The sequence below is a fragment of the Amycolatopsis ponsaeliensis genome, assembly GCF_030182635.1.
In the GTDB taxonomy this organism is placed as follows: domain Bacteria; phylum Actinomycetota; class Actinomycetes; order Mycobacteriales; family Pseudonocardiaceae; genus Amycolatopsis; species Amycolatopsis ponsaeliensis.
In genome coordinates, this window is the sequence record NZ_JAPZLD010000002.1 from 465,111 (window position 1) to 480,578 (window position 15,468).

At 71.5% G+C, this 15,468-nt stretch carries 15 protein-coding genes; 14 read left to right on the forward strand and 1 reads right to left on the reverse strand.

The window, feature by feature from the left end; all coding sequences use genetic code 11:
* Nucleotides 1–109 precede the first annotated feature (109 nt).
* The gene (locus tag QQ657_RS05010) at nt 110–2,197 is read right to left on the reverse strand and encodes an ATP-binding protein (RefSeq protein ID WP_284740851.1); all 2,088 of its coding nucleotides are present in this window, start codon (nt 2,195–2,197) and stop codon (nt 110–112) included.
* Nucleotides 2,198–2,282: 85 nt separating this feature from the next.
* Here QQ657_RS05010 and QQ657_RS05015 point away from each other — a divergent pair, with 85 nt between their 5' ends.
* The 14 genes from QQ657_RS05015 to QQ657_RS05075 are packed head-to-tail and all read left to right on the forward strand — an operon-like array spanning nt 2,283 to nt 15,414.
* Nucleotides 2,283–2,867 (forward strand): Pvc16 family protein, encoded by a 585-nt coding sequence (locus QQ657_RS05015; RefSeq protein ID WP_284740852.1) that lies wholly within the window; start codon nt 2,283–2,285, stop codon nt 2,865–2,867.
* Nucleotides 2,868–2,882: 15 nt separating this feature from the next.
* The gene (locus QQ657_RS05020) at nt 2,883–4,028 is read left to right on the forward strand and encodes a phage tail sheath family protein (protein ID WP_284740853.1); all 1,146 of its coding nucleotides are present in this window, start codon (nt 2,883–2,885) and stop codon (nt 4,026–4,028) included.
* Between the two features lie 12 nt (nt 4,029–4,040).
* Nucleotides 4,041–4,481, forward strand: a complete 441-nt coding sequence (locus tag QQ657_RS05025) for a phage tail protein (RefSeq protein ID WP_284740854.1) — start codon at nt 4,041–4,043, stop codon at nt 4,479–4,481.
* Complete coding sequence (locus QQ657_RS05030; protein WP_284740855.1) at nt 4,481–4,858, forward strand: hypothetical protein; 378 nt, start codon at nt 4,481–4,483, stop codon at nt 4,856–4,858. Before QQ657_RS05025 ends, QQ657_RS05030 begins: the two co-directional genes overlap by 1 nt.
* Complete coding sequence (locus QQ657_RS56640) at nt 4,789–4,986, forward strand: DUF6760 family protein (protein WP_350310635.1); 198 nt, start codon at nt 4,789–4,791, stop codon at nt 4,984–4,986. The genes QQ657_RS05030 and QQ657_RS56640 overlap by 70 nt, the downstream gene beginning before the upstream one ends.
* Nucleotides 4,983–5,882 carry an eCIS core domain-containing protein gene (locus QQ657_RS05035; RefSeq protein ID WP_284740856.1) on the forward strand — a complete coding sequence of 300 codons (900 nt, stop codon included), beginning with the start codon at nt 4,983–4,985 and terminating at the stop codon, nt 5,880–5,882. The genes QQ657_RS56640 and QQ657_RS05035 overlap by 4 nt, the downstream gene beginning before the upstream one ends.
* A 1-nt stretch (nt 5,883) precedes the next feature.
* Complete coding sequence (locus tag QQ657_RS05040; RefSeq protein ID WP_284740857.1) at nt 5,884–6,615, forward strand: CIS tube protein; 732 nt, start codon at nt 5,884–5,886, stop codon at nt 6,613–6,615.
* Entirely contained in the window at nt 6,612–8,246 is a 1,635-nt protein-coding gene (locus QQ657_RS05045; protein ID WP_284740858.1) for a phage baseplate assembly protein V, read from the forward strand. The genes QQ657_RS05040 and QQ657_RS05045 overlap by 4 nt, the downstream gene beginning before the upstream one ends.
* 9 nt (nt 8,247–8,255) lie before the next feature.
* A complete protein-coding gene (locus QQ657_RS05050) occupies nt 8,256–8,627 on the forward strand; it encodes a hypothetical protein (protein ID WP_284740859.1) in 372 nt (123 codons plus the stop codon).
* Nucleotides 8,628–8,662: 35 nt separating this feature from the next.
* On the forward strand, nt 8,663–9,025 hold the full coding sequence (locus tag QQ657_RS05055; RefSeq protein ID WP_284740860.1) for a GPW/gp25 family protein: 363 nt from the start codon (nt 8,663–8,665) through the stop codon (nt 9,023–9,025).
* Entirely contained in the window at nt 9,022–11,208 is a 2,187-nt protein-coding gene (locus tag QQ657_RS05060) for a putative baseplate assembly protein (RefSeq protein ID WP_284740861.1), read from the forward strand. The genes QQ657_RS05055 and QQ657_RS05060 overlap by 4 nt, the downstream gene beginning before the upstream one ends.
* A 13-nt stretch (nt 11,209–11,221) precedes the next feature.
* Nucleotides 11,222–12,883 (forward strand): phage tail protein, encoded by a 1,662-nt coding sequence (locus QQ657_RS05065; RefSeq protein ID WP_284740862.1) that lies wholly within the window; start codon nt 11,222–11,224, stop codon nt 12,881–12,883.
* 22 nt (nt 12,884–12,905) lie between these two features.
* Nucleotides 12,906–13,124, forward strand: coding sequence for a hypothetical protein (locus QQ657_RS05070; protein ID WP_284740863.1), 219 nt, complete (start codon nt 12,906–12,908; stop codon nt 13,122–13,124).
* Between the two features lie 28 nt (nt 13,125–13,152).
* Nucleotides 13,153–15,414 carry a hypothetical protein gene (locus QQ657_RS05075; RefSeq protein ID WP_284740864.1) on the forward strand — a complete coding sequence of 754 codons (2,262 nt, stop codon included), beginning with the start codon at nt 13,153–13,155 and terminating at the stop codon, nt 15,412–15,414.
* The last annotated feature ends 54 nt before the right edge of the window (nt 15,415–15,468 follow it).

A 15,468-nucleotide genomic window follows, 5' to 3' on the forward strand; every position in this document is an offset into this window, starting at 1 on the left:
ACGACTGTCGAGGGACTGTCGACGGATTGTCGACGGCCCCTGCCACGGTGGCACCAGGGCTCGACGGGAGGGGGTGATCGGCATGTCCGCAGGGGAAGCACTGGGGTCATCAGCGGGCCGTGGCGGGCTCCGTCCACACCTTGCCCATCTTCTCGAACTCGCGGCGGGTGGCGCTCAGGACGTGCCGCCGGCCGATCTCGCTCTTGTCGACCGCGGCCAGGAACGCGGCGTTCAGCGCGATGTTCTTGATGTTGCCGCCGGAGATCGTGAAGTGCCCGGCCAGCTCGGCGAAGTCCACGTCGGCGGCCAGCGGCGCCTCGGCCGGGAAGACGGCCCGCCAGATCCGGCGCCGGCTGTCCGCCTCCGGGAACGGGAACTCGACGACGAACCGCAGCCGCCGGGTGAACGCCTCGTCGAGGTTCTGCCGGAGGTTGCTGGCCAGGACCACCACGCCGTCGTACTCGTCCATCTTCTGCAGCAGGTAGCTGGTCTCGATGTTGGCGTACCGGTCGTGCGCGTCGGACACCTCGGTGCGCTTGCCGAACAGCGCGTCCGCCTCGTCGAAGAACAGGATCGCGTTGCCGGTGCGCGCCTCGTCGAAGATCTTCGCGAGGTTCTTCTCCGTCTCGCCGATGTACTTGCTGACCACCTGCGACAGGTCGACCTGGTAGACGTCCAGGCCGAGGTCGACGGCCAGCACCTCGGCGGCCATCGTCTTGCCGGTGCCCGGCGGACCGCTGAACAGCGCGCTCAGGCCCTTGCCCCGCGACAGCTTCGCGCCGAAGCCCCAGCTCTCGAGCACCTGGTGCCGGTGGTCGAACTGGTCGCGGATCTCGTGCAGCACGGCCACCTGGTCGGCGGGCAGCACCAGGTCGTCCCAGCGGGCGGTGGCCGTCATCTTCACCGCGACGCCGCCGAGCGTGCGGGCGGCCTGCTGCCGGCAGGCGGCGGACACGTCGGCCAGGCGCAGCGGCCCCGGCTCGGGCGCCATCAGCCGGTTGTCCCGGGCCAGCCGGACCACGGCCGGGATGCGGCCGGCGGGCAGCCGGTACCGCCCGGCCAGCTCTCCGGCCCACGACTCGGCCTCCGGTCCGCAGCCGGCCAGGCAGGCGCGCCAGATGTCCGTGCTGCGCGCGAGATCCGGCAGGGGCACGGCGAGGGGGACGACGGCGTCCCCGGGCGGCCACTCGGACTCGCCGCTGAGGACCACGAGGCCCCGGTGCCCGGCCAGCGCCGGCATCAGCGCGGTGCGGCTCAGCGTGTCGGCTCCGGCGAGGTGCACGGCGGCCCCGTGCAGCAGGCCTTCGCGCAATGCCAGGCGCAGCAGGGAAACGTCGTCGCCGAGGCTCGCGCCGTCGACGCTGACCAACGGCACGCCCAGCCGCTCGGCACAACGCAGTGCGAGCGCCCGCTTGCCGGATCCCGCCGGACCCTGCAGGTAGCAGACGACCGGCCGCTGCTCGCTCAGCCGCACCATCCGGTCGACCAGCGCGGGATCGGGGCCTGGACCGGCGCCGAGGTCGCTCGCCGGGTGCAGCCGGGCGTGCCCGGCCAGGCGGGCGTCCAGCCGCGCGGTGCCCAGCAGGAACCGGGTGATCTGCGAGTCCAGCGCGAGGAACCGGCCCAGGCCGGACGAGCCGGACGGGCTGTGCGGGTCCTCGATCGGCCGCAGGATCCCGGACCGCGACAGCGGCGCGCCGTCGGCGAACACCGCGCGGGCCGCCCAGCGCTCGCGCTCGGTGGGGCACAGCAGGTCCAGCACGAGATCGACGCTCGGCCGCTGCCGGGTGATGTCGTCCTGCAGGTACGCGTAGAGCCGGTCGTACTTGCGGCGCACCTCGGGAGCCAGGCAGATCAGCACCGCGTCGCACTCCAGGGCGGACAGCCCGAAGATCCGGCCGAGCTCCGGCAGCGGCAGCGTTCCGGACGTGGCCGCGACCCGCGCGCCGATGCGGGCGGTGAACTCCTCGAGCCCGGACCGGTCCGGGGCCACCGGCTCGGCGGGCTCACCGGCCAGCAGCGCCTCGACCTCTTGCCGCGTCACGTACATCGCCCGGTCCAGCTGGCCCGAGCCGTCCGCCGCCCGCAGCCGCGTCCCGATCAGCAGGTCCAGCCGGCGCAATTCGTCGGCCAGGTGTTCCCAGCAGTCCGCATACCCCAGTGCCGTCACCGAAAGGCCCCCTTCGAACGCACTCACGAATGCGTAGTGTGCCTCAGCCACCGCGTTTCTTCAACAGCCGGACACAATGAGCTCGCTCGACGGGAAAGGGCGGTGATACGTCTTGTTCGACGACCTTGACGCCACCCTCCAAGCGGTCCTCGACGATCCGGCGGCGCCGGCCGATCTGCGCGCCGCGGACGTCAGTTTCGAAACCCCGGACAAGGATTTCTCCCCCGCGCACGCGGCGGTGAACCTGTTCTTCTACGAGGCCCAGGAAAATCATTCACTGCGGGAGAACGCGCCGATCCTGAGCCTCGTCGACGGGCATTTCGAACGCAGCGCCCCGCCGGTGCGGGTCGACTGCACCTACCTGGTCACGACGTGGTCGGTCAAGACGGGAGCGTTGCGGGCCCAGGAAGAGCACCGGCTCCTGGGACTGGCCCTGGTGTGGCTCACCCGGTTCCCGGTCATCGACGCCGGTTTCCTCCGCGGCGGCCTGGCCAGCCCGCCGCAGCCGTTCCCGCTGCCGACCATGGTCGCCCAGCTCAAGGAGGACCAGAGCAGCGGCCAGTTCTGGACCGCGCTGGGGATCGCGCCGCGGCCCGCGTTTTCGCTCACCACCACGATCACGATGGCGCTGGCGGAGCAGCCAGAGCAGTTCCCGGCCGTGCAGGACGTGCGGTTGAACCTGAAACAGCAAGGTTGAGCAAAGGATTCACAGATGGTGGATTATTCGACCAAAGCGCCCGGCGTGTACATCGAAGAGATCACGCCGGCCGGCCCGATCGCCGGCAGCGGCACGAGCACCCCGGCCCTGATCGGCACGGTGGCCGCGACCGTGCCCGCCGAGAAGCTGGGCATCCCGGTCCCGATCACCAACTGGACCGGGTACACCAGCCAGTTCGGCGACTTCGCCGCCAACCTCAACCTGCCCTACGCCGTGCGGGGGTTCTTCGAGAACGGCGGCGGTTTCGCCTACGTCGTCCCGATCAAGGACCTGACAGGCCTGCCGGCGGCGCTCGACCAGCTGACCCGCCGGCCGGACGTGAGCCTGGTCGCGCTGCCCGGCGTGGTCGACCCGGCCGTGCAGGCCACCGTGATCAGCCACTGCGAGGCGATGGGCGACCGCTTCGCCATCCTCGACGGCGCCCCGGACGCGACGCCGTTGAAAACCGACGGCGCGCTGCAGAAACAGCGCGCCGGCCTGCTGTCCAAGAACGGCTTCGCGGGCCTGTACTGGCCGTGGATCGTGATCCCCGACCCGCAGGCGGCGGCCGGGACGACGGCCACGCTGACCAAGCCGCCGTCGGGCCACATCGCGGGCATCATGGCCCGCAGCGACAACCAGCGCGGCGTGCACAAGGCGCCGGCCAACGAGCCGGTCCGCGGCGCGATCGACCTGGCCTACCCGCTCAACAACCTCGAGCAGGACCAGCTCAACACGAAGAACATCAACGCGCTGCGGGCCTTCCCCGGCCAGCCGCCGCTGGTGTGGGGCGCGCGCACGCTGACCGACGGCACGCCGTGGCGGTACGTGAACGTCCGCCGCCTCTTCTCCTACGTGGAGGACTCCGTCCTCGCGGGCCTGCGCTGGGCGGTGTTCGAGCCGAACAACACGGGCCTGTGGAAGGGACTCGAGCGGTCGATCACCGAGTTCCTGACGCGGGTGTGGCAGTCCGGCGCGCTGTTCGGGCGCACCGCCGCCGAGGCGTTCTACGTGAAGATCGACGAAGAGCTCAACCCGCCCGCGACGCGCGCCCTCGGCGAGGTCGTCGTCGAGATCGGAATGGCGCCGACCCGGCCCGCCGAATACGTCGTCGTGCGCATCGGCATCTGGGACGGCGGCGCATCGGTGAACGAACGCTAGGAGACAACAGCCATGGCACAGACCGGACAGCGCGTCGATCCGTACCGCAACTTCAACTTCCTCGTCGAACTGGAGGGCATCGCGCAGGCGAGCTTCCACGACTGCAGCGGGCTCGGCTCGACGACGGAGGTCATCGAGACGCGCGAGGGCGGCGACAACACCACCGTGCGCAAGCTGCCGGGCAAGACGAGCTACGCCGACATCACGCTGAAGTGGGGCCTGACCGACTCCACCGAACTGTGGGAATGGCGCCAGCAGATCGCCGACGGGATCATCACCCGCAAGAACGGGTCCATCGTGGTGTTCGACACGACCAACCACACCGAGGTCGTCCGCTGGAACTTCGTCAGCGCCTGGCCGACCAAGTGGGAGGGCCCGACCTTCACCGGCAAGGGCAACGACATCGCCATCGACACCCTGGTGCTGGCCAACGAAGGCGTGACGAGGGCCTGATGCTGGTCACGGAGTTCACCTTCGAGCTGCCCAAGGGGTACGTCGACGCCGCCGGCGACCTGCACCGGAGCGGCACCATGCGGCTGGCGACGGCGGCCGACGAGATCTACCCGCTCAAGGACCCGCGGGTGCGGAACTGGCCGGCGTACCTGATCATCGTGCTGCTTTCGCGCGTGGTCACGAAACTGGGCAGTGTCGCGGAAGTCAATCCGGGGGTCGTCGAAGGGCTTTTCTCCGAGGACCTGGCCTTTCTGCAGGACCTCTACAACCGGGTCAACGGATTGACGCCGAAAACGATCGCCGCGATGTGCCCGCACTGCGAAAAGACGCACGAAGTGGCGGTGGATCCCCTGGGGGAATCGTCGGCTATCCCCTGAACCGGGTCTACCAGGAGATAGCCTTTCTGGGCCGGAACGTGCACTGGACCCTGGACGAATTGCTGACGCTGGACCACGCCGAGCGGCGACGCTGGGTGCGGGAAACGGGAACGGCGGTGAAAACGTGAGCGAAGAATTCCCCACCCTCGGGCGGCACCTGGACCGGCAGGCCCGGCGCTTCGCCACGCGCTCCCTGCCCGACCGGCCGTGGGTCGCGCCGTTCGAGGTGCTCGCCGGCCGGCTGGCCGCACTGCCCACCCCGGACGGCGGGCGCTTCAACCGCCGCGAGGCCGTCGTCCCCGAAGCGGCGTGGCCGGAGCCGGAACCCTTCGGCGAGACCTCCCCGGGCCACGACGAACCACCGGCGGCACCGCAAGGCCGATCGCTGCCGGGCGACGTGGTCGCGCGGTTGCGTGCGGTCGTCGGGCCCGGCGTCGAGGCGATCCGGGTGCACGACGACGAAGCCGCGCACGAAACGGCCGTGGCGCACCAGGCGGACGCGGTGACGGTCGGCCGGGACGTGTACTTCCGGGAGGGGCGGTTCGACCCCCGGGAACCGCGCGGGTTCGGGTTGCTGGTCCACGAGGCCACGCACGTCGTGGAGCGGACGCGGCCGGGCGCGTCGTGGCGGCAGGCCACCGGGTCCGCGACCGCGGCGGAGGAAGACCTCGCCCTGGCCCGGGAAGCGGCCGTCGTTGCGGACCGGCCCCCGGCACCCGGGGCGTGGCCCCCACCGCCGGCCCTCCCCTACGGAGGAAACCCCGTGCCGACGTCTTCGGGGGCGTTTCCCCCGGGGCCGGCCCCGGGCCCGTCCCCCGCGGCACCGGCGGCGTTCCCGGGTGTCGCGCCACCGGCCGCGGCCCCGGCCACTCCGGCTGCGCGGCCGATGACCGCGGCGATCGACCGGCCGACCGAGCCGGCGCCGGTCGCCGGGCCGCCGCCACTGGACGTCGATGCGCTGCGCGAGCGGATCGTGCGGGACCTGAAGCGCCAGCTGCGTGACGAGTACGAGCGGGGAGGCTGACATGACCCAACCGGTTTTCGGGGCCCGGCGACCGGCGCCGCCGACGAGCAACGAGCTGGCCAAGGCCCTGCTCGTGAACACCACGACCGGCGACCGCTTCCCGGTGATGTACAACCCGGAGCAGTTCAAGCTGGAGCAGGGCAACAACTTCGCCGAGGTCGGCATCCCGGGCCTGAACGCGCCGCCGGTGCAGTACCTGCGCGGCAAGGCGCGCGCGGTGACGATGGAGCTGTTCTTCGACACCTACGAGACCGGTGCCGACGTGCGCACGCACACGGCCCCGATCGTCGGGCTGCTGGACAAGACCCCGCAGACGCAGGCGCCGCCCATCCTGCTGTTCTCGATGGGCCGGTTCCAGTTCCAGTGCGTGCTGGTCGACGCCGGGCAGACGTTCACGATGTTCCAGCGCGACGGCACGCCGGTGCGCTCGACGCTGTCGGTGCGGCTGCAGGAGTACGTCCGCGTCGACATGCGCATCGAACGCGGGGTCTTCTTCGGCTCACCGACGGTCTCGGCCGCGGTGAACACGGCGGTGGACACGGCCGGCTCGCTGCTGTCCGGGACGCCGAGCGTGCACGTGACGCTGCGCGGCGAAACCCTCAGCGGGCTCGCCGCGCTGTACCTCGGCGACGCCGGCCGGTGGCGGGACATCGCGCGGGCCAACGCGATGGACGACCCGTTCGCCCTGCCACCCGGCACGCAGCTGGTCATCCCGGGCGGGGGCCGGACGTGAGCGAACCGTTCTTCGCGCCGCGCTTCGCCGTCCGGGTCTCCGGGGTGACGATGGCCGCGGACGTCAGCAGCCAGGTCCAGCAGGTGTCGGTCGAGACCAACCTCGACGTCGCCGGCAAGTTCTCGATCACCCTGCGCAACCCGGACAACGCCGTGCTCGACTCGGCGCTGTTCGACCTGGGCAAGACCGTCGAGGTGCACCTGGGCTACGGCAACGACCTGCATCCCGCGTTCCTGGGCGAGATCACCGCCATCGAGCCGGAGTTCCCGGCCGACGGCGGGCCGGTCGTGGTGATCTCGGGTGCCGACAAGTCGTACCGCCTGCGCCGGTCCCAGCCCGAGCCGACCACCTACTCCGCGACGTCGGACAGCATCGTCGCGGCGCGGATCGCGGCGGAGCACGGCCTGGTGCCGGTGGTCGACCCGACTCCCCCGTTCCTGGAGCCGATCACGCAGACCACCTCGGACATGGCGTTCCTGAAGAGCCGCGCCGAGCAGTACTTCTTCGACGTCTACGTGGAGTGGGACCGGCTGCACTTCCAGTTCCCGCGCCCGGCCACCGCCGCCCACGTCCTGGAGTGGGGCCGGAACCTGTCCAGCTTCTCGCCGCGGATCTCCGCGTCCGGGCTCGCCGGGCTGCAGATCATCCGCGACTACAACCAGGAGCTCGCGCAGAGCATCTTCGGCATCGCGCTCGCGATGGACTTCGACCTCGACAACCTCGAGGAGAAGGTCGGGTCGGCGGCGATGGAGCTGCTGACGTCGCTGGTGCGCACCGGGATCCGCAAGGGCAAGGCGGACAACCCGTTCGACGCGATGCGGCTCGCGAAGTCCCTGCTGGCCCAGCTGCTGGACGGGCTGTATGAGGGAACCGGCTCCTGCGTGGGCATTCCCGAGCTCGCCGCCGGCGACCACATCGCGATCGAAGGCGTCGGCAAGCGGTTCAGCGGTACCTACCGGGTGCGCAAGGTCAACCACGTCATCGGCGAAAACGGCTTCCGGACGACGTTCGAGATCGCGCAGAACGCCCACGGGAGCCTGCTCGGCATGCTGCGCAAGCACCTCGACGAACCGCCGCCGGACAAGGAACCGTCCCAGTCCGGGGTGCTCGTCGCCGAAGTCGTGGACAACCACGAGATCGCGTCGGCGAAGGTGCCGTTCGGGCGGGTCAAGGTGCGCTACCCCAGCCTCGGGGACAAGGTCGTCAGCGCGTGGGCGCCGTGCGCCGCGCCGATGGCCGGGAGCGGCACGGGGTTCTACGCGCTGCCGGAGAAGGGCGAGCAGGTCCTCGTCGCCTTCGCCGACGGCGACCTGGCCGGTCCGTACGTCATCGGCAGGCTGTGGAACGCCACCTCGCGGCCGCCGGTGAGCAACGTCGACGGGAAGAACAACAAGAAGGTGCTCAAGAGCCGCGCCGGGCACACGATCACCTTCGACGACACCGCCGAGCTCGGGAAGCTCGTCGTCGAGGACGGCCGCGGCAGCACCGTCACGCTCAACGCCGTCGACGGCTCGATCACCATCAGCGCCGTGCAGAACCTCACCCTCAAGGCCGGCGGCACGATCAGCCTGGAAGCCGCCCAGGGCGCCACGAAGATCACCATGGGCGCCACCGGCGTCGACGTCACCTGAGGAGGTGCCATGCCGAACGTCCTGACCACGACCAGCACCGTCGGGTGCGGGCACCTGCCACCGCCGCCCGGCAGCGGGGTCGTGCAGGTCCAGAGCACCGCCAAGCTGCGGGTGGGCGGCGCCCCGGTCCTGCTGCTCGGCAGCATCGCGAACAAGCCGCTCGTCCCGCTCACGTGCGGGATCGTCGTGTCCCAGACCAACGTCAAGTGCACGAAGGTCGCCGCCGTCACCGCCGGAGCCGCCACGAAGCTGACCGTCGGCGGGCAGCCGGTCGTGCTCGACACGACGTTGAAGGGCAGCACCGACGGAACGCTCGGCGGGGTGACGCCGCAGCCGCTGCTGGCCGCCGTCGCCAACCAGACGAAGCTCACCAGCCTCTAGGGGGAAGCATGAGCACCGATTTCCAGGGACGGGGCATGACCTTCCCGCTCCGGCTGGGCGTCGCCGGGATCAGCGAGTCGGCGGGCGCGACGAAGGTCGAGGAGTCGATCCACGTCGTGCTGGGCACGCAGTACGGCGAACGCCTCATGCGGCCCCGCTTCGGCTGCAACCTGCGGAGCCTGGCCTTCGCGCCGAACAACGTCGCCACGGCGAACCTGGCCCGCTACTACGTCGCGGAAGGGCTCGCGCAGTCCGAGCCGCGCATCGAGGTGCTCGACGTCGCCGTGGCCAACGACAACGCCGGCGGCACCCTCCTGATCACCATCAGCTACCGGCTGCGCGGCACGCAGGACGTCCGCAACCTCGTCTACCCCTTCTACCTGGAGCGTCCGCAGTGACCCAGCCCGTTGACCGCGGCCGCATCGTCCCGCCCGACCTCGACGACCGGACCTGGCAGGACCTCGTCGACGAAATGCGCGCCCTCATCCCGAAGTACGCTCCACAGTGGACCGACCACAACCCGAGCGACCTCGGCGTCACGCTGATCGAGCTGTTCGCCTGGCTCGGCGAGGGCATCATCTACCGGCTCAACCGCACGCCGGAGAAGAACTTCCTCGCGTTCCTCAGCCTGCTGGGCACCACGCGCGATCCCGCCACGCCGGCGTCGACGTTCCTGACGTTCACCTCCGGCGCCGGCCCGGTCACCGTCCCGGCGGGCACCAAGGCGCAGACGGCGGCTTCGCTGGACCAGCAGCCGATCGTGTTCGAGACCGACGAGGACGCGACGGTCCTCCCGATCTCGCTCGCCGACGCGCTCGTCGTCGGCCCGTACACGACCGGGGCGGCGACGGCGCAGTACGACGTCGCCGGCTCCGCGATCGTCGGGCCGCCCGCGACCAAGCTGCCGCTCACCCTGCAGGGCAACCAGTCCGCGCAGGTGTGCTTCGGCTTCGACCAGGCCACCACCCAGGACCTGGTGCTGCGCCTGCGGTTGTACCGGCCTTCGTCCGACGCGACCCAGCTCACCGCGACCTGGGTCTACGCGAAGGGCACGGCGGAGCCGCTGGCCTGGACGGCGATCCCCGGCGCGGCCGACGCGACCGAAGCACTGCGCCACGACGGCACCGTGCGCCTGAAGGTCCCCACCGACTGGGCCGCCCAGCGCCCGAGCACCGCCCAGGCCGGCCCGGGCTGGACGACGGTCACCGCCCACGACACCGCGCAGACGATCACCACTCCGCGGTTCTGGGTCGGCCTGCGCCTGGCCAACACGAAGACGACGCCGCTGACCATCGGGATCGACCGCGTGCTGTTCAACGCGGCCGGCGCCCACAACGCGCTGACGATCCCCACCCCCGAACCGCTCGGCCAGAGCACCGGGCAGCCGTTCCAGATCTTCGGCCTGGCCCACCGGCCGCTGTTCCGGCGCCCGGACACGATCACGCCGTACGACCACCTGACGGTCCAGGTCGGCGTCGGCAAGCCGCCGGTGTGGCAGGCGTGGACCGCCGTCGCCGACCTGCCGTCCGGACCCGGCCAGGTGTACCGGGTCGACCCGGTCACCGCCGAGATCAGCTTCGGCAGCTACGACGAGCAGGCCAAGACCGGCCACGGCACGGTTCCCCCGGCGGGCAGCCAGATCCGTGCCCTGTCGTACAAGTACGTCGCCGGCGGAGTGGCCGGCAACGTGGCACCCGGCCAGGTGACCATCCTCGGGCCCACGCCCGGCGGCGGGCTCCCGGCCGGGATCACCGCCGTGACCAACCTCGGCCCCGGGCTGGACGGCTCGGACGAGGAAGCCCTCGACGACACCCTGCGCCGCGCGCCGGACGCCCTCAAGGTGCGCGACCGCGCGGTCACCGCCGCCGACTACGAGTTCCTGGCCGCCGAGGCCACCACCGACGTCGTGATCGTGCGCGCCCTGCCGCCGCGGCTGCAAGAGGCCGACGGGGCCGGCAACGCCTGGAAGAAGGGCGATCCCTGGGCGTTCGCCGGGATCAGCCGGGCACCCGGCACGGTGAACCTCGTCGTGGTGCCCGACCAAGGGTCGGCCGTGCCGCAGCCGGCGCCGACGCCGGACCTCGTCCGGGAGATCCAGACCTACCTCGACGCGCGGCGGGACCTCTCCGCGCGCCTCACCGTGGTCGGTCCCCGCTACCTGCCGATCATCGTGAAGGCGGAAGTCACGTTCTTCCCGCAGGCGCCGAACTCGACGGCCGACCAGAACAAAGTCAAGGCCGACATGCTGGACAAGATCAAGGCGTTCCTGCACCCGGCGCGCGGCGGCCCGGACGGGCGCGGCTGGCAGGTGGGGCAGCCGGTGGTCGTCTCCGACCTGTTCCGCGCGATCACGCCACCGGAGGACACCGCCTTCCTCTCCAGCCTGCTCGTCAAGCCGGACATCCCGGTGTACCACCTGCCGCCCCTCAACCCGGCGGGCACGGCCGGCAACTGGAGCAACCTCGAACGGCCCTTCGTGCTCTCGGACTACGGCGCGGCCGTCCGCGTCGCGGACTACGAGCTCGTGTGCTCGGCCGCCGACAACCTGCACACCATCACCGTCGTCCTCGCGTCGAGCTGAACGGAGTCCCCCGATGGCCGAGCTGAGCAGCTACCTGCGGCACCTGCCCCCGGTGCTGTGGTCCGGCGACCCGGCGCCGCCGGAGTTCTCCCTCGGCGCCGTGCTGCGGATCTTCGAGAAGGTCCTCACCGGGATCGACGACGACGTCGAGGTCACCCACGGCGACCACGCCCACCCGGCGATCGCCGAGCTGGTCGCCCGCCAGCACGAGCTGTTCGACCCGTGGCGCGCCCCGGCGGAGTTCCTGCCCTACCTGGCGTCCTGGGTGGGCCTGGAATTCCCGACGTTGCAACGGCAGCCGCTGTGGGACGAGTACCAGCAGCGGAAGGCGACCGCCGAGATCGCGAGCATCGAGCGGCAGCGCGGGCTGCGCAGCGGCCTGAACCGGTACCTCGACCTGTACACGGGAGGCCAGACCCACCCGCGCGTCGTCCTGGACGACGGGCGGCGGCTGCTGGTGACCAAGCCCGCGCGCGGGCGCCTGGCGCCGGTCGCCGGCCTGGTCACCCAGGGCCCGGTGCTCGCCGGCGGCCTGCCGACCGGAGCGGTCGTCAGCGACGGCCTGATCCGGCCGCAGTGCGTCACCCCGGCACCCGACGGCGGCCTGTTCGTCGGGGACATCGGGGCGCCGAACGCCAGCGGGGTACCGCTGAAGAGCCGGGTGTTCCGGATCAGCGCCACCGGCGGGTACGACCTGGCCGGCACGCCGCCGAAGCCGCAGCCGCTGGTCGGCTCCGACGTCATCCAGGTGCCGGTCGTGGCGCTCGCGGTCCGGCCGGCCGGAGACGGGCTGCCGGAGAACCTCTACATCGTGGACCGGTCCGGCAAGGTGTTCGCGCTGCCCGCGCCCTACCTCGGGCGGACCGCGACCCAGGTGACGACGGTGGCGCCCGGGGGCAACACGACGATCGCGCCGGTGGCCATGGCCGTGGACACGAACGGGGACCTGCTGATCCTGGACCGCGGCGACGGGTCCGGCACCACCAATCCGCCGAAGATCATCACCGTCAAGCCCAGCCCGCTGACGGTGACGCGCAAGAACCTCACCACCGTCGTCGAGCCGCTGTCGCTGCTGGTGCAGGCCGACGGGAAGCTGATCGTCGGCGACGGCGGCAACCAGGCGCCGGCCGGGCCCGAGCAGCTGCCCGGCAACCTGGTCCGGATCACCCGCAGCGGGACCACCTGGACCGAGACCGCGCTGCTGCCGGCGGCCAACCCGCTGGTCGCGCCGACCGGGCTCGTCCAGCCGGGTGGCCGGCTCTACGTGCTCGACGCGGGCCTGAAACCGTTCTCGCCGCCCAACGTCGACCCGTTCCTGCTGAACGTCGCCGACCCGGCCGTGGTGTACGCCGTCGACCTGCAGGCGTCGCCGCCCACCGTCACCCCCGTGACGGAGCCCGGCAACATCGTCTACCCGACCGGGCTGGCCACCTCCGGCGACCGGCTGGTCATCTGCGATCCCGGGCAGCCCGAAGTGGCGGGCGGGGTGGTGCCGGTCTGGTCCCGGCTGCTGCCGTGCCGGATCGACGTGGTGATCCACTTCCTCGTGGCGCGCGTGCCGGCCGACCCGGACGAGCGCTCGGCCGTGCTGCGCCAGGTGGTCAGCACCATCCGCACCGTCGTCGAGCAGCGGAAACCGGCGCACGGCATGTGGAACCTGGTCACCGAATTCTGAAGTTTCGTCAGGGAGGAAAGAAATGCGTGCACAACTCCAGGCCCGGCTCACCGAGCTGACGCGGGACCACCAGCTCGGCCAGGGCCGGCTGGTGGAGCTCGACCGGGAACAGGCGGCGCTGCGGGAAACCCTGCTGCGCATCAGCGGCGCGATGCAGGTGCTCGAAGAGCTCCTCGGCACCGCGAGCACCAACGGGCAGCAGGCCGATCCCGAAACCGCCACAGCCGCCGCGGCCCACTGACCGTGACCACTATGGGGAGGACACCGAGATGACGAGTTTACCGTTGGTGCGCACCGAATACATGAACGTCAGCACCAATACCGTGCGCACCGGCGCCACGTCGCACGGCGAAAGCCTGACCGACATGGAGACCTACGTCATGCGTCACGGCCAAGTGGCCGCGTCGGCCCTGCACGCCTGGGGCGTCGCCGAGGGGCTGGCCGTGCTGGCCGCGCCGGATCCGACGAGCCTGACCGTGAAGCCGGGGGTCGCGCTGGACTCCGCGGGTCACCTCATCGTGCTCGCCGCGGGCGGCTTCGCCATCACCGATCCGAACGTCGATCCGGGCCAGGTCGCCAACGTCCCGACCGTGCAGGTCGCCGCGGACGGCGTCGTCCTCACGGCCACCGGGCTGACCGGGGACCGCTACCTCACCCTCACCTGGCGGGAGGTGATCGACCCGAACTCCCCCAGCAGCGCCCCCACCCTCCTGCACGCCCCGTGGCTGCGGCTGCAGCCCATCGCCGAGGTCCCCGACACCGGCGACCAGGTCGTCCTCGCGCACGTCGTGCTGAGCGACCAGAACCAGATCACGGCGCTGACCGCGGACCACCGGCGCGTCGCCGGGATCCCGGCCGGGCGGCTGGAACTGCGGCGCTCGCGCAGCAACGGCGGCCCGCCGGCGACGGTCGACCAGCTGCCCGCCGGCGAGCTCCAGGCCACCGACGGCGGCGGCGTCGCGATGAACCTGCTGCTGGCCAACGGAACCAGCCAGCCGGTGCTGAGCGCCGACCCGGCGGGAACGCTCGCCCTGCTGCCCAGCGGCGGCAACGCCGGGGTCGGCCTGCACGGCACGCCCCCGCGGCGCACCCTGCACGTCGAGGGCAGCGAAGTCCACAGCGGCGGCTCCGGCGGCGGGTTCTCCTTCGCCAGCCGGACGACCGGCAGCTTCGTCGAGAACCCCACGGCGGGCGAGCGCTGGTCGTGGTACGCGGCGGGCGGCACCGCGCGCCTGTGGTCCGGCTCCGACCAGTTCGTCTTCGGCACCAACGCCGGCGGGACGCGCGTGCAGGCGGGCGGCGTGGGCGCGCCGCTGGAGCTGAGCGCGATCGGCGGCGCCCTCGGCAAGCTCGCGCTGACCACGACCACGATCGCGGCCCGCCGCTCCGACGGCGTCGAGACGGTCGTCGTCGACACCGTGAACGGGCGGATCGGGCAGGGCACCGCCACCCCGACCCACCCGCTGCACGTCACCGCGAACCGCGGCATCCGGCAGAACTCGCTGTACCTCGGCGGCACCGCGAACTGGAGCAGCCTGACCTACAACGCCCACCACAACGACGCGAACACCGACTGGGTCTTCCCCGATCCGACCCGGACCGGCGTCACCCTGGAGATGGACGACAACGGCGGCACCCCCCGGTTCCAGGTCTACACCACCACGCCGACCGCCAAGACCGCGTGGCAGCTCCGGCTGGGGATCGACGGCACCACCGGCAAGGTGACCATCCCCGGGCAGCTCAGCCTGAGCACCGGCGGCTCCTCGAGCGGCCCGTTCAGCGTGTCCTCGAACGCCGCGAACACCAACGCGCTCTCCGCCACGAACAACAACGGCGTGGCGATCTGCGCGCTGAACAACAGCAACGCCGGGTCGACGGTGCAGATCCTGGGCGGCGAAACCGGGCTGTCGGTGCTCGGCGCCTCCTTCCAGGCGGCCTCGTTCACCGGCGACGTCCGCGTCACCGGGACGCTGTCGGCCAACGCCAAGCAGTTCGTGATCGACCACCCGCTCGACCCGGAGAACCGCTACCTCAACCACGTCGCCATCGAGTCGAGCGAGCGGACCGTGGTGTACAGCGGCAACGTCGAGTGCGACGACGACGGCAGCGCGACCGTGCGGCTGCCGGAGTGGCTGGAGGCGCTGGCGGACGACTTCCGCTACCAGCTCACCTGCGTCGGCGGGCGGTCGGACGTGTACGTCTCGGAAGAGATGAAGGAGAACGCCTTCGGGATCGCCGGGGGCAGCGCCGGGCAGCGGGTTTCCTGGCAGGTCACCGGCGTCCGGCACGACGCCTGGGCGGAGTCCCACGCGTTCTTCGTGGAGGAGGACAAGCCCGAGCGGGAGCGCGGCTTCTACCGGAATCCGGAAGCGTTCGGGAAGGACGTCACGGCGGGCGTGCAGTGGGTCGAGACCGAGCAGGTGCGCCAGGCGCATCCCCTGGCGACCCGGCACTTCGTCCGCCGGCACGCCGAGCAGGAAGCCGCCCGGCTGCAGGTGCAGGCCGAGCGGAAGCTGGCCATGGCCCGGTAAGCCGCCGAAGGGCGCCTTCAGTGAGTCACTGAAGCGTCCTTCGGCTCAGGCAGC

Excerpts from the sequence above, each read along its gene's own strand:
- QQ657_RS05055 (WP_284740860.1), top strand. The coding sequence starts at position 8,663 with ATGACCTTCCCGCTCCGGCTGGGCGTCGCCGGGATCAGCGAGTCGGCG.
- QQ657_RS05065 (WP_284740862.1), top strand. The coding sequence starts at position 11,222 with ATGGCCGAGCTGAGCAGCTACCTGCGGCACCTGCCCCCGGTGCTGTGG.
- QQ657_RS05075 (WP_284740864.1), top strand. The coding sequence starts at position 13,153 with ATGACGAGTTTACCGTTGGTGCGCACCGAATACATGAACGTCAGCACC.
- QQ657_RS05025 (WP_284740854.1), top strand. The coding sequence starts at position 4,041 with ATGGCACAGACCGGACAGCGCGTCGATCCGTACCGCAACTTCAACTTC.
- QQ657_RS05070 (WP_284740863.1), top strand. The coding sequence starts at position 12,906 with ATGCGTGCACAACTCCAGGCCCGGCTCACCGAGCTGACGCGGGACCAC.
- QQ657_RS05020 (WP_284740853.1), top strand. The coding sequence starts at position 2,883 with ATGGTGGATTATTCGACCAAAGCGCCCGGCGTGTACATCGAAGAGATC.
- QQ657_RS05050 (WP_284740859.1), top strand. The coding sequence starts at position 8,256 with ATGCCGAACGTCCTGACCACGACCAGCACCGTCGGGTGCGGGCACCTG.
- QQ657_RS05030 (WP_284740855.1), top strand. The coding sequence starts at position 4,481 with ATGCTGGTCACGGAGTTCACCTTCGAGCTGCCCAAGGGGTACGTCGAC.
- QQ657_RS05040 (WP_284740857.1), top strand. The coding sequence starts at position 5,884 with ATGACCCAACCGGTTTTCGGGGCCCGGCGACCGGCGCCGCCGACGAGC.